Origin of the sequence: Salinarimonas sp. (assembly GCF_046292825.1) — a bacterium.
Lineage (GTDB): Bacteria > Pseudomonadota > Alphaproteobacteria > Rhizobiales > Beijerinckiaceae > Salinarimonas.
On the sequence record NZ_JBKBQG010000030.1, the window covers coordinates 1 to 17,384 of the forward strand.

General features: G+C 72.3%; 14 protein-coding genes. 8 read left to right on the forward strand and 6 right to left on the reverse strand.

Annotated elements, in window-relative coordinates; genetic code table 11:
- Positions 1–155 precede the first annotated feature (155 nt).
- A complete protein-coding gene (locus ACK4UM_RS14385; protein ID WP_409800358.1) occupies positions 156–2,096 on the reverse strand; it encodes a molybdopterin biosynthesis protein in 1,941 nt (646 codons plus the stop codon).
- The gene (locus ACK4UM_RS14390; protein ID WP_409800360.1) at positions 2,093–3,109 is read right to left on the reverse strand and encodes a molybdopterin-binding protein; all 1,017 of its coding nucleotides are present in this window, start codon (positions 3,107–3,109) and stop codon (positions 2,093–2,095) included. Before ACK4UM_RS14390 ends, ACK4UM_RS14385 begins: the two co-directional genes overlap by 4 nt.
- 53 nt (positions 3,110–3,162) lie before the next feature.
- On the opposite strand from ACK4UM_RS14390, the gene ACK4UM_RS14395 reads away from it, so the two are divergent.
- Both ACK4UM_RS14395 and ACK4UM_RS14400 read left to right on the forward strand, forming a co-directional pair.
- Positions 3,163–3,393, forward strand: coding sequence for a sulfurtransferase TusA family protein (locus tag ACK4UM_RS14395; RefSeq protein ID WP_409800362.1), 231 nt, complete (start codon positions 3,163–3,165; stop codon positions 3,391–3,393).
- On the forward strand, positions 3,390–3,932 hold the full coding sequence (locus tag ACK4UM_RS14400) for a DUF2478 domain-containing protein (RefSeq protein WP_409800364.1): 543 nt from the start codon (positions 3,390–3,392) through the stop codon (positions 3,930–3,932). Before ACK4UM_RS14395 ends, ACK4UM_RS14400 begins: the two co-directional genes overlap by 4 nt.
- Before the next feature lie 229 nt (positions 3,933–4,161).
- Here ACK4UM_RS14400 and ACK4UM_RS14405 read toward each other — a convergent pair whose 3' ends face one another.
- Together ACK4UM_RS14405 and ACK4UM_RS14410 are read right to left on the reverse strand one after the other, a co-directional pair.
- On the reverse strand, positions 4,162–5,403 hold the full coding sequence (locus ACK4UM_RS14405; RefSeq protein ID WP_409800366.1) for a multidrug effflux MFS transporter: 1,242 nt from the start codon (positions 5,401–5,403) through the stop codon (positions 4,162–4,164).
- 66 nt (positions 5,404–5,469) lie between these two features.
- The gene (locus ACK4UM_RS14410) at positions 5,470–6,297 is read right to left on the reverse strand and encodes a rhomboid family intramembrane serine protease (protein ID WP_409800368.1); all 828 of its coding nucleotides are present in this window, start codon (positions 6,295–6,297) and stop codon (positions 5,470–5,472) included.
- 142 nt (positions 6,298–6,439) lie between these two features.
- Between ACK4UM_RS14410 and ACK4UM_RS14415 the strand changes: the two genes are divergently transcribed.
- From ACK4UM_RS14415 to ACK4UM_RS14425, 3 genes are all read left to right on the forward strand, one after another.
- A complete protein-coding gene (locus ACK4UM_RS14415; RefSeq protein ID WP_409800370.1) occupies positions 6,440–6,778 on the forward strand; it encodes a cupin domain-containing protein in 339 nt (112 codons plus the stop codon).
- A 111-nt stretch (positions 6,779–6,889) separates the two neighbouring features.
- Positions 6,890–7,993, forward strand: coding sequence for an AI-2E family transporter (locus tag ACK4UM_RS14420; protein ID WP_409800372.1), 1,104 nt, complete (start codon positions 6,890–6,892; stop codon positions 7,991–7,993).
- Positions 7,986–8,699: a hypothetical protein gene (locus ACK4UM_RS14425; protein ID WP_409800374.1), complete on the forward strand. Its 714-nt coding sequence runs from the start codon at positions 7,986–7,988 to the stop codon at positions 8,697–8,699. Before ACK4UM_RS14420 ends, ACK4UM_RS14425 begins: the two co-directional genes overlap by 8 nt.
- Positions 8,700–8,835: 136 nt before the next feature.
- Here ACK4UM_RS14425 and ACK4UM_RS14430 read toward each other — a convergent pair whose 3' ends face one another.
- Entirely contained in the window at positions 8,836–10,242 is a 1,407-nt protein-coding gene (locus ACK4UM_RS14430; RefSeq protein WP_409800376.1) for an MATE family efflux transporter, read from the reverse strand.
- A gap of 174 nt (positions 10,243–10,416) precedes the next feature.
- Here ACK4UM_RS14430 and ACK4UM_RS14435 point away from each other — a divergent pair, with 174 nt between their 5' ends.
- The 3 genes from ACK4UM_RS14435 (at position 10,417) to rocF (ending at position 15,849) form a co-directional block, all read left to right on the forward strand.
- A complete protein-coding gene (locus tag ACK4UM_RS14435) occupies positions 10,417–11,787 on the forward strand; it encodes an aminotransferase (protein ID WP_409800378.1) in 1,371 nt (456 codons plus the stop codon).
- 111 nt (positions 11,788–11,898) lie between these two features.
- The gene (gene alaS / locus ACK4UM_RS14440) at positions 11,899–14,553 is read left to right on the forward strand and encodes an alanine--tRNA ligase (protein ID WP_409800380.1); all 2,655 of its coding nucleotides are present in this window, start codon (positions 11,899–11,901) and stop codon (positions 14,551–14,553) included.
- A gap of 321 nt (positions 14,554–14,874) precedes the next feature.
- On the forward strand, positions 14,875–15,849 hold the full coding sequence (gene rocF / locus ACK4UM_RS14445; protein WP_409800382.1) for an arginase: 975 nt from the start codon (positions 14,875–14,877) through the stop codon (positions 15,847–15,849).
- A 397-nt stretch (positions 15,850–16,246) separates the two neighbouring features.
- Here the strand turns inward: rocF and ACK4UM_RS14450 are convergent, their stop codons facing one another.
- On the reverse strand, positions 16,247–17,275 hold the full coding sequence (locus ACK4UM_RS14450; RefSeq protein WP_409800384.1) for a YcjF family protein: 1,029 nt from the start codon (positions 17,273–17,275) through the stop codon (positions 16,247–16,249).
- Positions 17,276–17,384: the final 109 nt, after the last annotated feature.

Here is a 17,384-nt window from a genome sequence, read left to right on the forward strand (position 1 = left end):
GGCGGGGAGGGTAGGGTGGGGGGTGGTCGGGCCTGTGGAAGCGAGTGGAAAGGCGTGCTCGGCCCCGTCTGCCGGATCTCCCTCGCGAGCCACCCCACAGGCCCCACCACCCCCCACCCCTAACCCCTCCCCGCCGCTGCGCGGGGGGAGGGGGATCACGGCGCGAAGCCGAGCGTGGACAAGGCAGCGCGGGTGCGCGGATCGGCGAGCGCTTCGAGGAAGGCCTGCACGCCGGGGCGCTCGCGCCGGGCCTCGACGAGGGCGAAATCGTAGTGCTCCTCGGCGAGGGCGGCGAAGCCGAGGCCGTAGGCCTCCGCGACGGGGGCGATCGCGATCCCCCAATCGGCGCGCCCCTGCGCGATCGCCGCGCAGACGGCGTTGTGCGAGCGCGGCTGGTTCCAATAGCCGTCGGGCCGGCGCCCCTCCAGCAGCTGGTCGATCAGGATGCGCGTCCCCGCGCCCTGATTGCGGGAGACCATGATGCAGGACGGATCGGCCAGAGCGGCTGCGATCGCCCCGCGCGGGTCGAGACCTTCGAACCGGATGTCGCCGCGGCGGAACACGACGCCCTGCATCCGCCGCCAGCCGCGAACCAAAGTCAGCCCCGGCGCGAGGAAGGGGGCGTTGTAGGTGCCGGTCTTCGGGTCGAGGAGGTGGATCGGCGCGAGATCGCACTCCCCCCGCCGCGCCGCCGAGAGCCCGCCGAGGCTCCCCAGCGCGATCACGCGAGAGACGAGCCCCCGCTCGGCAAGCCGCCCGATCGCCGCGTCGAGCCCCGTGCAATGGCTCCCGGCCACCACGAGATCGGGCACGCGCAGGTCGCGCGCGAGGAGGCGCACCGGCGCGCGCGTCCCCGCGGGCAGGGCGTCGGCGAGATCCTCGATCGCGAGAAAACCGTCGGCCTGGGCGAAGGTGGTGACGGAGCCCGAGCCCTTGCCGGTCGGATAGGCGACGAGCCCGTCCTCGCCTTCGACGAGCGCGACCATCGCGTATTCCCGCCGCCCGAGCTCGGAGGCGATGCGCACGGGAATCGTCGCGAGAACGCTCGTCTCGTCGCGCGGCGGCAGGCCGGCGAGCTTGCGCAAGGTGGGCGCCACGACGTCGTGGAAGGTGAACATCGCGGAGGTCGGAAATCCCGGCAGCACGACGACGGCCTTGCCGTCGCAGACGGCGAGGCAGAGCGGCTTGCCCGGCTTGAGCGCGACCCCGTGGGCGATGATGCCCGGCACGCCGAGCCCCGCGAGCGCGCGATAGGTGAGATCGCCCGCGCCCTTCGAGGTGCCGCCCGAGAGCACGACGGCGTCGCATTCCGCATGCGCCTTGGCGAGCGCGGCCGCGAGCGCCTCCCTGTCGTCGCGCACGATGCCGTAGGGCACCGGCTCGCCGCCGTTCTCGGCGATGGCCGCGGCGACGATGGGCCCGTTCGCGTCGTAGATGCCCGCGGGCGGCAGGGGCTCGCCCGGCGCGACGAGCTCGTCGCCCGTCGAGAGCACCGCGATGCGCGGGCGGGCGAAGACCGGGACCTCGCCGAGCCCGCAGGTCGCGAGCATGCCGATCTCCCGCGCGCCGATCAGGGTGCCGCGCCGCAGGACGGTCTCGCCCCGCGCGATGTCGGAGCCCGCGAAGGCGACGAAGCCGCCGGGATTGACGGGCTTGCGCACGGCGATCGCGCCGCCGTCCAAGGCGCGGGTGTGCTCGATCATCACGACGGCGTCCGCCCCGCGCGGCAGGGGTCCGCCGGTCGCGATCGGCGTCGCCGTGCCGGGCGCGACGGGAAGCGTCGGCTGCGTGCCGCAGGCGATGGTCTCGGCATTGAGGAGGAGGCGGACCGGCTCGCCCTCGCTAGCGCTCGCGACATCGGCCGCGCGCAGGGCGAAGCCGTCGACGCCGGAGCGGTCGAAGGGCGGGGCGTCGACCGCGGCCGCCACGTCCTGCGCGAGCACCCGCCCGAGCGCCGCGGCGAGCGGCACGCGCTCGCGGCCGAGAGGCTTCGGATCGAGCGCCGCCTCGAACCGCGCGATCGCCTCCTCGCGGGAGAGGATCGTGAGGAACTGGTCCTGGGCGGGGGCGCGGGGCTCTGTCACGGGGGTGCTCATGGCACGGGGAGATAGGCGATCGCGGCGCCGCGGGCAAAGCCCTCGAGATCGGCGGGCACCACCAGGAACGCGTCCGCGCGCGCGAGCGCGGCGAGCGGGGTGTCGCCGACCGCGATCGGCACGAGCCCTTGCGCGCCCTCCGCGAGAAGCGCCACCTCCGCCAGGCCGCCGCGGGAGGAGAGGCCCTCCGCGAGGATCCCCGAACGGGTCGCGAGCGCGCCTCCGGAAAGCCGAGCCAGCGCCTCCGGCAGGAGCGCGAGGGCGGCGCCGATCGCGTCCGACGCGAGGGCGGGGAGGACGAGGAGCGGCACGCCGGCCGCGTCGCGCCCGAGCGCCGCATCCTCGCCCGGCGACAAGGCGAGGCCTGCGGCCAGAATCGTGTCTCCCTCCCCCGCAGCGCCGATCCGGATCGCGAGGTCGGCGGGCGCGCCGATGTCCGCGACCCGCCCGCCGAGCGCGGCGACGAGGGGCGCGACGGCGGCCTGCGCTGCCCCGTCGAGCGCCACGATCGGCTCGCGCACGCGCACCCGCTCCAGTCCGGCGGCCTGCGCGATCGCGGCGTCGAGCGCCCGCAGCCGGGCGCCCTCCGCGCGCAGGATCGCGCCCGCACGCGCCTCCGAGCCGGCGCGCCGCACGTCGGTGCCGGGCGCCACTTCGGCGAGGATCTCCGGCAGCGGCCCGTCCGCGACGGCGCCGATCGGCAGGATCGCGTCGCAGCCCGCCGGCAGAGCGGCGCCCGCGGCGACGAGGGGAGGGGGGCTCCCCGCGAAGGCGGGGGCGTAGGGCGAGGCGCCGATCGTGTCGGCGGCGGCGACCGCGTGGCCGGCGCGGCGCGCGAGCGCGGCCGAGGGCACGTCGGCGGGAGCGCGCAGCGGGTCCGCGAGCACGCGGCCGATCGCCTCGCGCGGCGCGCGCGCGACCGGCGCGACCGGACCCACCCCGTCGAGCCAGAGCGCGAGCGCGCGGGCGAGAGGGACGAGCGGTGCTGTCCGTGCGGCGGCGTCTGTTGTCATCGCGTCCTTGCCGGTCTAAGCGTTTCTACACATGGAGCGCCCGACGTGCCAGCATGAGTGAGACGCATCTCGATCTGCGCGGGCTGAAATGCCCGCTCCCGGCCCTGAAGACCCGCAAGGCGCTCAAGAACGCGGCGCCCGGCGCCGTCTTCGTCGTGACCTGCACCGACCCGATGGCCGTCATCGACATTCCCCATCTCCTCGGCGAGACCAAGGACCGCCTCCTCGCGCAGGAGAGCGAGGGGGACATCGTCGTCTTCCGCATCGAGAAAGCCGCGCCATGAGCCGTTCCGTCAGCGAGCCGCGCATCGCCGCGATCGTCTACGACCGCACCGACGAGGTGGACCGGCTGATCGCCGATTTCGCCGCCGCCCGCGTGGCGGAGGGGCGCGCGGTCGCCGGCCTCGTCGAGACGCAGTCGGGGGCGGATGCCTGCCTCACCCGCGAGATGCGCCTGCGCGACATCGCCTCGGGCACCACGATCCGCATCTGCCAGGATCTCGGCGCGGGCGCGCGCGGCTGCCGCATCGATCCGCGCGGCTTGGCGCAGGCGGCGAGCGTCCTGCGCGCCTCGATCGCGGCCGGGCCGGACCTCGTCGTCGTCAACAAGTTCGGCAAGATGGAAGCGGACGGCGAGGGCCTGATCGCGGAGATCGGCGCCTGCGTGGCCGACGGCATCCCCCTCGTCGTCGGCATCCCGCGCCGCTTCGCCCAGACCTGGGACGATTTCGCCGGCGGCCTCGACGAGAAGGTCGCCCCCGCGCGCCTCGCGCTGGAGGATTGGTGGGCCCGCGTCGCCCTCCCGGCCGCGCAGCCGTCCTGAGGCATCTTCGAGGCCTCGTCATTCAACTGCCAGGGTTGTCATCCCGGACGCCGAAGGCGAGCCGGGACCCATACGCCCATCGCCGCAGTCGCAGCCTGTAGGCTGCGTTTCTCCGACGATCGATGCTGCACGGGTGCGGAGCGAGCGCGGCATGCGCGCTCGGACTTGTCGTCGTGGGTATGGGTCCCGGGTCCGCTTCGCGGCCCGGGATGACAGGAGTTCAGCCCCCTCACCGCCGGAACAGCCGCCCGCCCTCGGCAAAGGCGATCGCGCAGAGCGTCGCGAGGCCGAGCGTCAGGTAGCCGGTGGCGAGCGGCACGAGGGTGCCATCGTAGGCTTGGCCGAGCGCGCCCCCGATCAAGGACGCCATCAGCGTCGTCGTCGAGCCGAAGACGGAGGCCGCCGTGCCGGCGATGTGGCCCATCGGCTCCATGGCGAGCGCGTTGAAATTGGCGAAGATCAGCCCGACCAGCATCATCGTGCCGGCGAGCAGCGCCATGAAGAGGGGGAAGGTGAGCGCATCGAGGCGTGCGAGCACGAGGAGCGCCGCCGCCATCGCGACGAACGCCGCCACCGCTCCGTGCGAGAGCCGGCGCATGCCGATGCGGCCGACGAGCCGCGCGTTCACGAGCGCCGAGACCGACATCGCCGCCGCCGCCCCCGCGAAGGCGAGCGGGAACCAGATGCCGAGCCCGTAGACCTCCGTGAAGATCTGCTCGGCCGACACGATGAAACCGAACATCGCCGCGAACATGAACCCGCCCGCGAGCGCGTAGCCGAAGGTGGCGCGCGTCGTGACGACCTCGCGCGCGGCGGCCGCGATCGCGCGCGGCGCGATCGAGCGGCGGCGCTCGGGCGGCAGCGTCTCGGGCAGCCGCCAGCCGGTCCAGGCCATCATCGCGAGGCCGTAGACCGCGAGCACGAGGAAGATCGCCTGCCAGGGCGCGAGAAGGAGGATCGCCTGCCCGAGGCTCGGCGCGATCACGGGGACCGCGAGGAAGACCGTCATCGCGAGCGAGGTGACGCTCGCCATCCGCCGTCCCGAATAGCAATCGCGCACGATCGAGGTCGTCACCACGCGCGGCGCCGCGGACGCGATCCCTTGCGCGAAACGGCCGGCGAGGAGCGCCTCGAAGGAGGGCGCCACCGCGCACAGGATCGCGGCCGCGACGTAGAGCGCGAGCCCCCACAGGAGCACCGGGCGGCGCCCGAACCGATCCGAGATCGAGCCGACGAGGAGCTGGCCGAGCCCGAAGCCGACGAGATAGACCGGCAGGATCGCCTGGCGCCGGTTCTCGTCCTCGACGCCCAGCGTCGCGCCGATCTCCTGGAGCGCGGGGATCATCACGTCGATGGCGAGCGCGTTGAGCGCCATCAGCCCGGCGACGACGAGGACGAACTCGCGGAACGTCATCGGCGCGTGGCCGGGCGCGGTTCTCTCGCCGGTCGGCGGGGGCGGGGGGGCGTGCATGCACCCTCCTTGTGCGCTTCGCACGGCCCCTCCGCAAGCCCGCGAGACGCGCAGGCCGGACGCCGATCAGGGCACGAAGGTCTCGACGAGCACCACGACGAGGACGAAGAAGGCGGCCGTCTTCAGCGCCACGAACACCTGCCCGGCCCGGCTGCGCCCGCGCGGCGTGAGGTCGAAATGAAGGCGGTTGAGGAACGGAAAGCGCGCGCTCTCCGGATAGGCCTCCGCCGGGTTGAACAGGGCGACGTCGCGGTGACGCAGGAGCGGCAGGAGGATCATCCCCGCCGCGAAGCCGCCCAGATGCGCGATCCAGGCGACCTGCGCCGCGACGTCTCCCGAGAGCGCCATCACCACGTTGACGAGGATGGTGAACCCCACGAACACGCTCGCCGGTACCGCCACCGGCACCCGGAAACCGACGAGGACGAGGACGCGCGCGTTCGGATGCATCAGGAGATAGGCGCCCATCACGCCGCAGACCGCCCCGCTCGCGCCGATGACGGGGATGTCGGGCTGCGTCGACAGGGCCGTCTCGGCGAGGCCCCCCGCGGCCGCGCACAGGAGGAAGAAGAGGAGGTAGCGCCGGTGGCCGAGCGCGTCCTCGACATTGTCGCCGAACACCCACAGCGTGACCATGTTGCCGGCGAGGTGCAGGAAGCCCCCGTGCAGGAAGGCGTAGGTGACGAGGCGCACGACGTGCGGCGTGTCCGCCGCGAAGGCCGGCAGCGCCACGCTGCCGTCGGCGAGGCCGGGATAGAGCGCGAAGGCGAGGACGAGGCCGTCGTCGGCGCCGAGCTGGAGCACGTACACGACGACGCAGACCGCGATCAGCGCGTGGTTCACGTAGGCGCTGCGGATGTGGACGAGCGGGTTCTGGTCGCCGATGGGCAGCATGGGGGCACTCGGGCAGGACACGACGTGGACGGGACGCGCGGGCGAGCTTGGCCTCTCGCGCGCGCGATTGGAAGGGAGGAACGCCGCGCGCCCGCATCCGTTTGCCCGGATCTCCCGGACACGAGCAATGGGACGACACGCGATGACCGACACGAGCGTCAAGAAGGTGCAGAGCGCCTCCTCCCCCCGCGGCGAGCACGGGCTCGTCCATCTCGCGAGCGCCAAGCGCCTCGCCATGCGCATGTGGCGCGAGGAGGAGCCGGGCGTCGACAAGCCGGCCCATTCCCACGATTACGAGGTGGTGGGCTATTGCATCGCCGGGCGCGCGCGGCTCGAGATCGAGGGTCAGACGATCGTGATCGAGCCCGGCGACAGCTGGATGGTGCCCGCCGATTCCGTCCACCGCTACGAGATCCTCGAGACCTTCACCGCCGTGGAGGCGACGGCGCCGCCCTATCACGTGCACGGACGCTCGTCCTGAGGCGCGCCGCGCGCGCTCGCCTCGCGCTTGCCTCGCGCCGCGCTTCGCCGTAACCCTCCCTGGGTGCCTCCGCCGCGGATCGCGTGCGGCGGGGCCGGCGAGGTCGGCGCCATGACGGTTCAGAAGCAGCTCGGGTTCTGGCTCGCGGCCTTCGCCGGGGCGATCTTCTTCCTCTATCTCTTCGCCGACATCCTCCTGCCCTTCGTGGCGGCGCTCGCGCTCGCCTATCTGCTCGATCCGCTCGCCGACCGGCTCGAGCGGCTCGGCGTCTCGCGGCTCGGCGCGACGCTCCTCATCCTCCTCCTGTTCGTTCTCGTCTTCGTGGTGGTGCTCGTCGTCGTGCTGCCGCTCGTGGTGCGCGAGATCACGGCCTTCCTCGCGCTCCTGCCGAGCTACGTCCTGCGCCTGCAGGAGCTCGTCATCGATCGCGGGGCGCCGTTCCTCGAATATCTCGGGGTGGAGACGACGGGCCAGGAGCTGCAGCGCTCGATCGGCGAGATGGTGCAGGGCGGGGCGGGCTATCTCGTCACGCTGATCGGCACGCTCGTCGCGAGCGGGCAGACGCTCGTCTCGGTCTTCTCGCTCCTCGTCCTCACCCCCGTCATCGCCTTCTACCTCCTGATCGACTGGGACCGCCTCGTCGCGACGGTCGACGGCTGGCTTCCCCTGCGCCACCGTCCGACGATCCGGCGGCTCGCGCGCGAGATGGACGAGGTGCTCTCCCGCTTCGTGCGTGGCCAGGCGACGATCTGCCTGATCCTCGGGGCCTTCTACGCGGTGACGCTGGCGCTCGTCGGGCTGAATTTCGGCGCCTTGATCGGGATGACGGCGGGGCTCCTGAGCGTCATCCCCTATGTCGGCACGCTCACCGGGCTGATCCTGTCGGTCGGCGTCGCGATCGTGCAGTTCTGGCCGGATTTCGCGTGGGTGCTCGTGGTGCTCGGCATCTTCCTCTTCGGCCAGTTCGTCGAGGGCTATTTCCTGCAGCCGAAGCTTCTCGGCGGCGCGGTGGGGATCCACCCCGTCTGGCTGATGTTCGCGCTCTTCGCCTTCGGCTCGCTCCTCGGCTTCGTCGGCCTCCTCCTCGCGGTGCCGCTCGCGGCGATGGTGGGCGTGCTCGCGCGGTTCGGCCTGTCGCGCTATCTCGAGAGCTCGTTCTACGACGGCGGCGTCGTGGGCGCGGAGCGGCGGGCGCGGGAGGACGAGCATGGCTGAGCGGCGCGAGCCCGCCCGTCAGCTGCCGCTCGACCTCGCGCTCGCGCCGAGCTTCGCGGCGGAGGATTTCCTCGTCGGCCCCACCAACGAGGAGGCCTACGCCCTCGTCGAGCGCTGGCCGGATTGGCCCGATCCGATCCTGCGTCTCGAGGGGCCGGCGGGCTCCGGCAAGAGCCATCTCGCGGCGATCTGGGCGGGCATCGCCCATGCCTGGCGCGTCGACGCCTTCGAGCTGAGCTTTTCGCGCACGCCCCATCTCGTGTCGAACGGCGCGCTCGTCGTCGAGGATTGCGACCGCGGCGACCTCGACGAGCCGGCCTTCTTCCACCTCCTCAACCTCGCCCGCGAGCGCCGGAGCTTCGTCCTCCTCACCGCCGCGCGACCGCCGGATGCCTGGGGGATCGCCACGCGCGATCTCCTCTCGCGCCTGCGCCTCGCCCCCGTCGCCCGGCTCGAGCCGCCCGACGACGGGCTGTTGAAGGCGGTGCTCGTCAAGCTCTTCGTCGACCGCCAGCTGGTCGTCGACACGAGCGTCGTCGACACGCTCGCCCGCCACCTCGACCGCTCGCTGGCCGCGGCGTCGGAGGCGGTCGCCGCGCTCGATCAAGAGGCGCTCGCGGCGAAACGTCGGATCACGCGGGCGATGGCACGCGATTATCTGGCGCGCCGCTACGGGGTGGAGGATGGGGACCATCCCTCCCCGTAGGGGAGGGTGGCCCCCGAGCGCAGCGACGGGGGTCGGGTGGGGCCCGGGTCGTGGTCTCGCGGCAAGCGACGGGCCCCACCCGGCCTTTCTCGCTTGACGCTCGAAAGTCCACCCTCCCCTACGGGGAGGGAGGGGGCTAAGGCGTCGAAGGCCGGGCGCCCAGGCCGACGCGCGGGGACGCCTGGGGCGTGGCCGCCGCGCGGCGCTCGAGGGCGCCGATGGTCCAGAAGGCCGTCGCGATGCCCACGAGCCCGAAGGCGACGGCGCCGATGCCGATCCCCGCGATCACGCCCTGCGGCCCCGCGAGCGCCGCGCCCGCGAGCGCGAAGGGCAGCGTCCCGATCGTCGCCCGCCCCCAATTGAAGGCGGTCGAGTAAAGCGGGTGGCCGAGATTGTTGAAGGCGGCGTTCGCCACGAACAGCAGCCCCTGGCAGAACCAGACCGGCCCGCTGATCAGGCAGAAGAACAGGACGAGCCGCGCGGCCTCGCCGCTCACGCCGAACAGGGCCACGATCTCGTGGCGCAGGAGGACGAGCGCCGCCCAGGTGACGACGACGTAGACGAGCGCGACGAGCATCGAATCGCGCAACACCGCCCGCATCCGGTCGTAGCGCCCCGCCCCCCAATTCTGCCCGAGGATCGGCCCGACCGCCCCCGAGAGCGCGAACAGACCGCCGAAGGCGAAGGGCACGAGCCGGTCGAGGATGGCGTTGCCCGCGATCGCCTCGTTGCCGAAGGGCGCGATCACGCTCGCCGCGATCCCGGACGCGACGGGGCTCGCCACGGTGGTGAGGATCGCCGGCCCCGCGATGAAGGCCATCGGACCGGCATGGGCGAGGAGGTCGGCGCGCGTCGGGCGGGCGAGGAGATCGTGCACGCGCACGAGCGGCCACAAAGCGACGACGGGGAAGACGAGGTGGGAGAGAGCGAGCCCCGCGGCCGCGCCCCTGTAGCCGAGGCCGAGCCCGAAGATCAGCACCGGATCGAGCGCCGCGATGACGATGGCGCCCCACAAGGTGACGTACATCGAGCGCCGGGCGTCGCCGACCGCGCGCAGCACCCCCGATCCGGCCATGCCCGCCGCCATCGGGATCTTGGCCCACAGGACGAGCTCGACGAAATCGACCGCGACCGCGTGCGCGCGCCCCTCGGCGCCGAGCAGCGCCATCAGCGCCGGCACGAAGGGATAGACCGCGAGCGTCGTGACGCTCGCCGCGGCGACCGAGAGCACGATCGTCGAGGTGGCGAGCCGGCGGGCGCCGGCCGCGTCGCGGGCCCCGAGCGCGCGCGACACGAGCGCCCCGGCGGCGATCATCAGGCCGACATTCACGGAGGTGACGGCGAAGAGGAGGATCGTCGCGAGCCCGACGCCCGCCGTGACGCTCTTGTCGCCGAGCCAGGAGATGTAGAGGAGCGAGACGAGGTCGACGGCGAAGATCGCGACGAGGCCCACCGCGCCCGTCGTGCTCATCACGACGACGTGGCGCAGGGTCGAGCCCGTGACGAAGCGCCCCTGCGCCCCCGCGTCCTGCTGCCCCTCCAAACCGCTCTCCCCTTCGTCGCGGACGCGACCTTACAGCGCGGGGCGGGGGGCGCAATCGGGGCGAATGCGGGCGGGACGCGAATCGGCGCGCTTCGGAGAGCGGGTTTTTGCGGGGTTGCGGGCGGCGCGCACGGGTTTAGGCTCGCCCGCAGCCGTTCCCCGGAGAAGAGACCCGTGCTCAGCAATCTCGCCACCCGCGACGTCGAAACCCTGATCCACCCCTACACCCAGCTCGCCGCCTTCCGCGAGGCGGGGCCGCTCGTGCTCGAGCGTGGCGATGGGGTCTACGTCTACGACGTCCACGGGCGCCCCTATCTCGAGGGCATGGCGGGGCTCTGGTGCACGGCGCTCGGCTATTCGAACCGCGAGCTCGCCGAGGCCGCGCGCGAGCAGATGGAGAAGCTGCCCTTCCAGCACCTCTTCTCCGGCCGCAGCCACGATCCGGCGATCGCGCTCGCCGAGAAGCTCAAGGAGATCGCGCCCGTCCCGATCTCGAAGGTGATGTTCTGCTCCTCGGGCTCGGAGGCGAACGACACCCAGGTCAAGCTGATCTGGTACATGAACAACGCGCTCGGCCGGCCGAAGAAGAAGAAGATCATCGCCCGCAAGAAGGGCTATCACGGCGTCACCGTCGCCTCCGCCTCGCTGACGGGCCTGCCGGCGAACCATGCCGATTTCGACCTGCCGATCGCCAACATCCTCCACACCTCCTGCCCGCATCATTACCGCTTCGCGGAAGCCGGGGAGAGCGAGGAGGCCTTCTCCGCGCGGCTCGCGGCCGAGCTCGAGGCGCTGATCGAGGCGGAGGGGCCCGACACCGTCGCCGCCTTCATCGCCGAGCCGGTGATGGGCGCGGGCGGCGCGCTCGTGCCGCCCAAGGGCTATTTCGAGGCGATCGGGCCGGTGCTCGAGCGCCACGACGTGCGGCTGATCTCCGACGAGGTGATCTGCGGCTTCGGGCGCTGCGGGACGATGTTCGGCGCGCAGGCCTTCGGCATGCGCCCGCACACGCTCTCGATCGCCAAGGCGCTCACCTCCGCCTACATCCCGCTCGGCGGCGTGATGATCGACGAGCCGATGTACCAGGCCATGCTCGACGAGAGCCGCAAGATCGGCACGTTCGGCCACGGCTACACCTATTCCGGCCACCCGACCGCCTGCGCGGTGGGGCTCAAGACCCTCGAGATCTTCGAGCGCGACCGGATCGTGGCGGGCGTGGCGGCCAAGGCGCCGCAATTCCTCGCGCGGCTCGAGCGGCTCCTCGACCATCCGCTCGTCGGCGAGGCCCGCGGCATCGGCCTCATCGGCGGCATCGAGCTCGTCGCCGACAAGGAGACGAAGCGGCAATATCCGACCGCGACCGGGCTCGCCGCGAAGATCGTCACCTTCGCTCAGGACGAGGGGCTGATCGTGCGCTCGCTGATGGGCGACCGCATCGCGCTCTGCCCGCCCTTGATCATCACGCCCGCCGAGATCGACGAGATGTTCGACAAGCTGACCCGGGCGCTCGACCGCGGGCTCGACTTCGTGGCGACGCAGGGGTGAGGGCGGGCGCTCCCGCCCCCGCACACCCTCGACAACGCCTCTTCCCCTCTCTAAAACCGCGCAACGCTTCCCGCGGGGCGCGAGGGCCCCGGCGTACCCTGTGAGAGCACGATGAGCGGCGTCAACGAGATCCGGTCGGCCTTCCTGAGCTATTTCGCCAAGCACGGCCACGAGCCCGTGGCCTCGAGCCCGCTCGTGCCGCGCAACGATCCGACCCTGATGTTCACCAATGCCGGCATGGTGCAGTTCAAGAACGTCTTCACCGGCGTCGAGAAGCGGCCCTATTCGCGCGCGGTCACGGCGCAGAAATGCGTGCGGGCAGGCGGCAAGCACAACGACCTCGACAATGTCGGCTACACCGCGCGCCACCACACCTTCTTCGAGATGCTCGGCAATTTCTCGTTCGGCGACTATTTCAAGGACGTCGCGATCGAGCTCGCCTGGAACCTGATCACGAAGGAATTCGGCCTGCCCGTCGAGCGGCTCCTCGTTACCGTCTATGCCGAGGACGAGGACGCGGCGGCGCTCTGGCGCAGAATCGCGGGGCTGCCGGATTCGAAGATCATCCGCATCCCGACCTCCGACAATTTCTGGCAGATGGGCGATACCGGCCCCTGCGGCCCCTGCTCGGAGATCTTCTACGATCACGGCGACCACATCCCCGGCGGCCCGCCCGGCTCGCCCGACGAGGACGGGGACCGCTTCATCGAGATCTGGAACCTCGTCTTCATGCAGTTCGAGCAGCTCGCGCCCGGCGAGCGCGTGGGGCTCCCCAAGCCCTCGATCGATACCGGCATGGGCCTCGAGCGCATCTCGGCCGTGATGCAAGGCACGCACGACAATTACGAGACGGACACGATGCGCCTCCTCACGGGCGCGGTCGAGACCCTCACCAACGTCGACGCGACCGGGCCGCGCAAGGCTTCCCATCGCGTGATCGCCGACCACCTGCGCGCCTCCGCCTTCCTCGTCGCCGACGGGGTGCTGCCCTCGAACGAGGGCCGCGGCTACGTGCTGCGCCGGATCATGCGCCGCGCGATGCGCCACGCGCAGCTCCTCGGCGCCAAGGATCCGCTGATGCACCGCCTCGTGCACCCGCTCGTGCGCGAGATGGGCGAAGCCTATCCCGAGCTGACCCGCGCCGAGGCGCTCATCCGCGAGACGCTCGAGCTCGAAGAGCGGCGCTTCCGGAAGACCTTGGAGCGCGGGCTTTCCATCCTGGACGAGGAGACGAAGGCCCTGGCCGCCGGCGACAAGCTCTCCGGCGAGACCGCCTTCACCCTCTACGACACGTTCGGCTTCCCCCTCGACCTGACGCAGGACGCGCTCAAGGCGCGCGGCATCGGCGTCGACACGGACGGCTTCGCCGCGGCGATGGAGCGCCAGCGCGAGAAGGCCCGCGCGGCCTGGGCGGGCTCGGGCGAGGCGGCGACGGAGGCCGTCTGGTACAAGCTGCGCGAGGAGACGGGTGCGACGGAATTCCTCGGCTACGAGACCGAGAGCGCCGAGGGCGTCGTCGCGGCCCTCGTCCGGGACGGGCAGCGCGTCGATGCGGTGGCTGCGGGCGAGAGCGCGCTCCTCGTCGTCAACCAGACGCCGTTCTACGCCGAGAGCGGCGGCCAGGTGGGCGACACCGGCACGATCACGGGTGCGGGTTTTCGCGCGCGCGTGACCAATGTCGAGAAGAAGCTCGGCGATCTCTTCGTGCACCACGTCACGGTGGAGGAAGGGCGGCTCGCGCTCGGCGAGCCCGTGCAGCTCGCCGTCGACGCGGCGCGCCGCGCGACGATCCGCGCCCACCATTCGGCGACGCATCTCCTGCACGAGGCGCTGCGCCAGGTGCTCGGCGATCACGTCGCGCAGAAGGGCTCGCTCGTCGCGCCCGACCGCCTGCGCTTCGACATCTCGCACCCCAAGCCTATGAGCGAGGAGGAGCTGTCGCGCGTCGAGCGGCTCACGAACGCGCTCGTTCTCCAGAACGAGCCCGTGGTCACCAAGCTGATGGGCGTCGAGGAGGCGATCGCGTCGGGCGCGCGTGCGCTCTTCGGCGAGAAGTACGGGGACGAGGTCCGCGTCGTGTCGATGGGCGTGAACCCCGAGGGGCCGCTTGCGGGCAAGACCTTCTCGATCGAATTGTGCGGCGGCACGCATGTGCGGCGCACCGGCGAGATCGGCCTCGTGACGATCGTCGGCGAGAGCGCGGTCGCGGCCGGCGTGCGGCGCGTCGAGGCGCTCACCGGCGAGGCGGCGCGGCGCCATCTCGCGGGCGAATCGAAGACGCTCCAGAACGTCGCCGGCCTCCTGAAGACGACCGTCGCGGACGTGCCCGACCGCGTCGCCGCGCTCCTCGAAGAGCGCCGCAAGCTCGAGCGCGATCTCGCGGAGGCGCGCAAGAAGCTCGCCATGGGCGGCGGCGGCGGTGGCGGCGACGACGTGCGCGAGGTCGCGGGCGTCAAGCTGATGGCGCGCGCGATCACCGGCGTCGAGATGAAGGATCTGAAGAGCCTCGCCGACGAGGGCAAGAGCCGGATCGGGTCGGGAATCGTCGCCATCGTCGGCGTGTCCGATGACGGCAAGGCGGGCGTGGTCGTGGGCGTCACGCCCGATCTCGCCGATCGCTACGACGCGGTCGCCCTCGTGCGCGTGGCCTCCGAGGCGCTCGGCGGCAAGGGCGGCGGCGGGCGCCGCGACATGGCCCAGGCCGGCGGCCCGGACGGGTCGAAGGCGAACGAGGCCCTGGAGCGCATCGCCGCCGCGATGGGGTGATCTCCCTCCCCGTAGGGGAGGGTGGCCCCTGGAGCGAAGCGACAGGGGTCGGGTGGGGCCCGGGTGGAGATTTCACGGGAAGCGTCGGGCCCCACCCGGCCTTTCTCGCTTCGCTCGAAAGTCCACCCTCCCCTCCGGGGAGGGATGGGGCGGCGACCTCCCTCCCCGTAGGGGAGGGTGGCCCCTGGAGCGAAGCGACAGGGGTCGGGTGGGGCCCGGGTGGAGACCAGTCTGCAAGCCACGGGCCCCACCCGGCCTTTCTCGGCTTCGCCTCGCAAGTCCACCCTCCCCTCCGGGGAGGGACGAGCAAGGAGACCCCCCATGACCCAACCTCTTGGCGCGGCGGAGCCTCAGCAGACCGAGATCGTCCTCCTCGGCATCCCGCTCGAGGCGGGGGCGGGGCGGCGGGGGGCGGCGATGGGGCCGGCGGCCTTGCGCACGGCGGGGCTCGCCGAGGCGCTCGCCGAGCTCGGCCACAAGGTCCGCGACGAGGGAGACCTGCCCGTGCCGCGCCCGGCGCTCGGCGAGCCGGGTCTCAACGCCCTGTCGCAGACGTGCCGCAACGTGCGCGAGATCGCCGGCTGGACGCGCGCCATCCACGATCGCGCCTACGCCCTGATGAAGCGCCCCGGCGTGCCGGTCTTCATGGGCGGCGACCACGCCCTCTCGATGGGCACCGTCGCCGCCGCCGCGCGCGTCGCCCGCGAGGCCGGTCGCACGCTGCACGTGCTCTGGCTCGACGCGCATGCCGATTTCAACACGCCCGCCACCACGCCGTCCGGCAACATGCACGGCATGTCGCTCGCCTTCCTGACCGGCGAGCCCTCGCTCGCGCCCGTGATGGAGGGCATCGAGCCCGTCGCTCCGGAGACGATCCACATCTTCGGCCTGCGCTCGATCGACCCGCAGGAGCGCCGCGTGGTCGACGATCTCGGCGTGCGCGCCTCCGACATGCGCGCCATCGACGAGAACGGCGCGGCCTATCTCATGCGCACCTATCTGGAGGGGCTCGACCCGGAGACGACGCATCTGCACGTGAGCTTCGACGTCGATTTCCTCGACCCCTCCCTCGGCCCCGGCGTCGGCACCACGGTTCCCGGCGGCGCGACCTATCGCGAGGCGCATCTCGTGATGGAATTGCTTCACGAGAGCGGCCTCGTGCGCTCCGTCGACCTCGTCGAGCTCAACCCCTTCCTCGACGAACGCGGCAAGAGCGCGCTCCTCCAGGCCGAACTTACGGCGAGCCTGTTCGGGAGGACCATCTTGGACAGGCGCCCGCGCGAACCGAGGGAATGATCCCTCCCCGCAGGGGAGGGTGGCCCCTGGAGCGAAGCGACAGGGGTCGGGTGGGGCACGACCCATCGTGGATCTGCGCCCGGGCACGACGCTCGCAGGATGACGCCGCCGCTTTCCTTCCCCTCAGGGGAAGGTGGCCCGGCGGCGATAGCCGACGGGTCGGATGGGGTTTTTCGCAGCGAAGCTGCGAAGGGGCGTCGTCCTAGAGCTCCTTACGTAAGGAGAAGCCCAACGCCCCTTCGCTCCTTCGGAGCGAATGACCCCATCCGTCTCCGACCCCTGTTCGGGGTCGGAGCCACCTTCCCCTGAGGGGAAGGAGAGGGAGCGCGCCGTTCGCGTCGTAAGCCTGCACGCACGACGACATGCGCACGTCGTCGCCCTCCGGGGAGGGACGCGCTCACGCCTTCTCCCCCTTCTCGGTCTTCTCCGCCTTCGCCACGAGGTCTCCCGCGACGTCGCCGATCTTCGGGCGGGGGAGGGCTTGGAAGGGGAGGGGGCGGCAGACTGCGATGGCCGCGAGGCCGAAGCGGGCGGTCATGATGCCGTTCAGCACGCCCTCGCCGAGGCGGGCGGAGACGCGGGCGGCGAGGCCGAGGCCGAGCACCTGTTGCAGCACGCCGTCGCCGAGCGCGACGCCGCCCGTGACCGTGAGATGCGTCAGGGCCGCGCGGGCGAGCCGCAGGAAGCCGAAGGTGCCCGGTCGCGCGCCGTAGACGGCGGAGACGCGCCGCAGCACGCGCGCGGCTGAGAACAGCACGAAGCCGACGTCGATGATCGCCCGCGGGCTGAGCGCGGTCACGAGCGAGACCTGCCGGGCGGCGTCCGCGACGACGCGCTGGGCGCGCGCGTCGAGATCGGCGAGGAGCTCGCGCTCGGCGATGGCGAGCCGGTCTTCGGCCTCGAGGATCTCGTCCGCGATCGCCTCGACGCGGGCGCGCCCGCGCGCGGTGTCCGGCCGCTTGCCGTAGAGCCCGAGTAGATCGGCGACAACCGCCTTGGCCCGCTTGTCGTCGCGCCGCTCGATCGCCGCCGCCGCGGCCTCGCGCAGAGCCTCGATCTTGCGCTCGCGCCGATAGCCGAGGAGCTCTCGCGTCACGAGCACGAGGAGCGCGAGGAGCGCGAGCGCGAGCGCGGCGAGGCCGACCGCGCCGAGCCACGGCGCCGCCTCGTAGAGACCGCGCAGGAGGCTCTCCGCCGCAAGGCCGAGCCCGAGGAAGACGAGGAGGGAGACCGCGCCCGCGAGCACGCCGCCCCACGAGATCCGAGACCGGCGCCCCATCGGCACCTCCGTCCCGTCCGCCGCCTCGACGATCTCCTCCGGCTGCGGCTCGATCACGACCCGCACCGGCCGCGGCGGCGCGCGGCCGGCCTCGACCTCGGCGACGCTCGGATCGTCGTAGCGATAGGCGCGGGGCTTTCTCGTCATCGGCGTGGTGCTCTTGGCGTGGAATATGGGGAGACGTCGTCCCTCCCCGTAGGGGAGGGTGGCCCTTCGAGCGCAGCGAGAAGGGTCGGGTGGGGCCCGGGTGGAGATT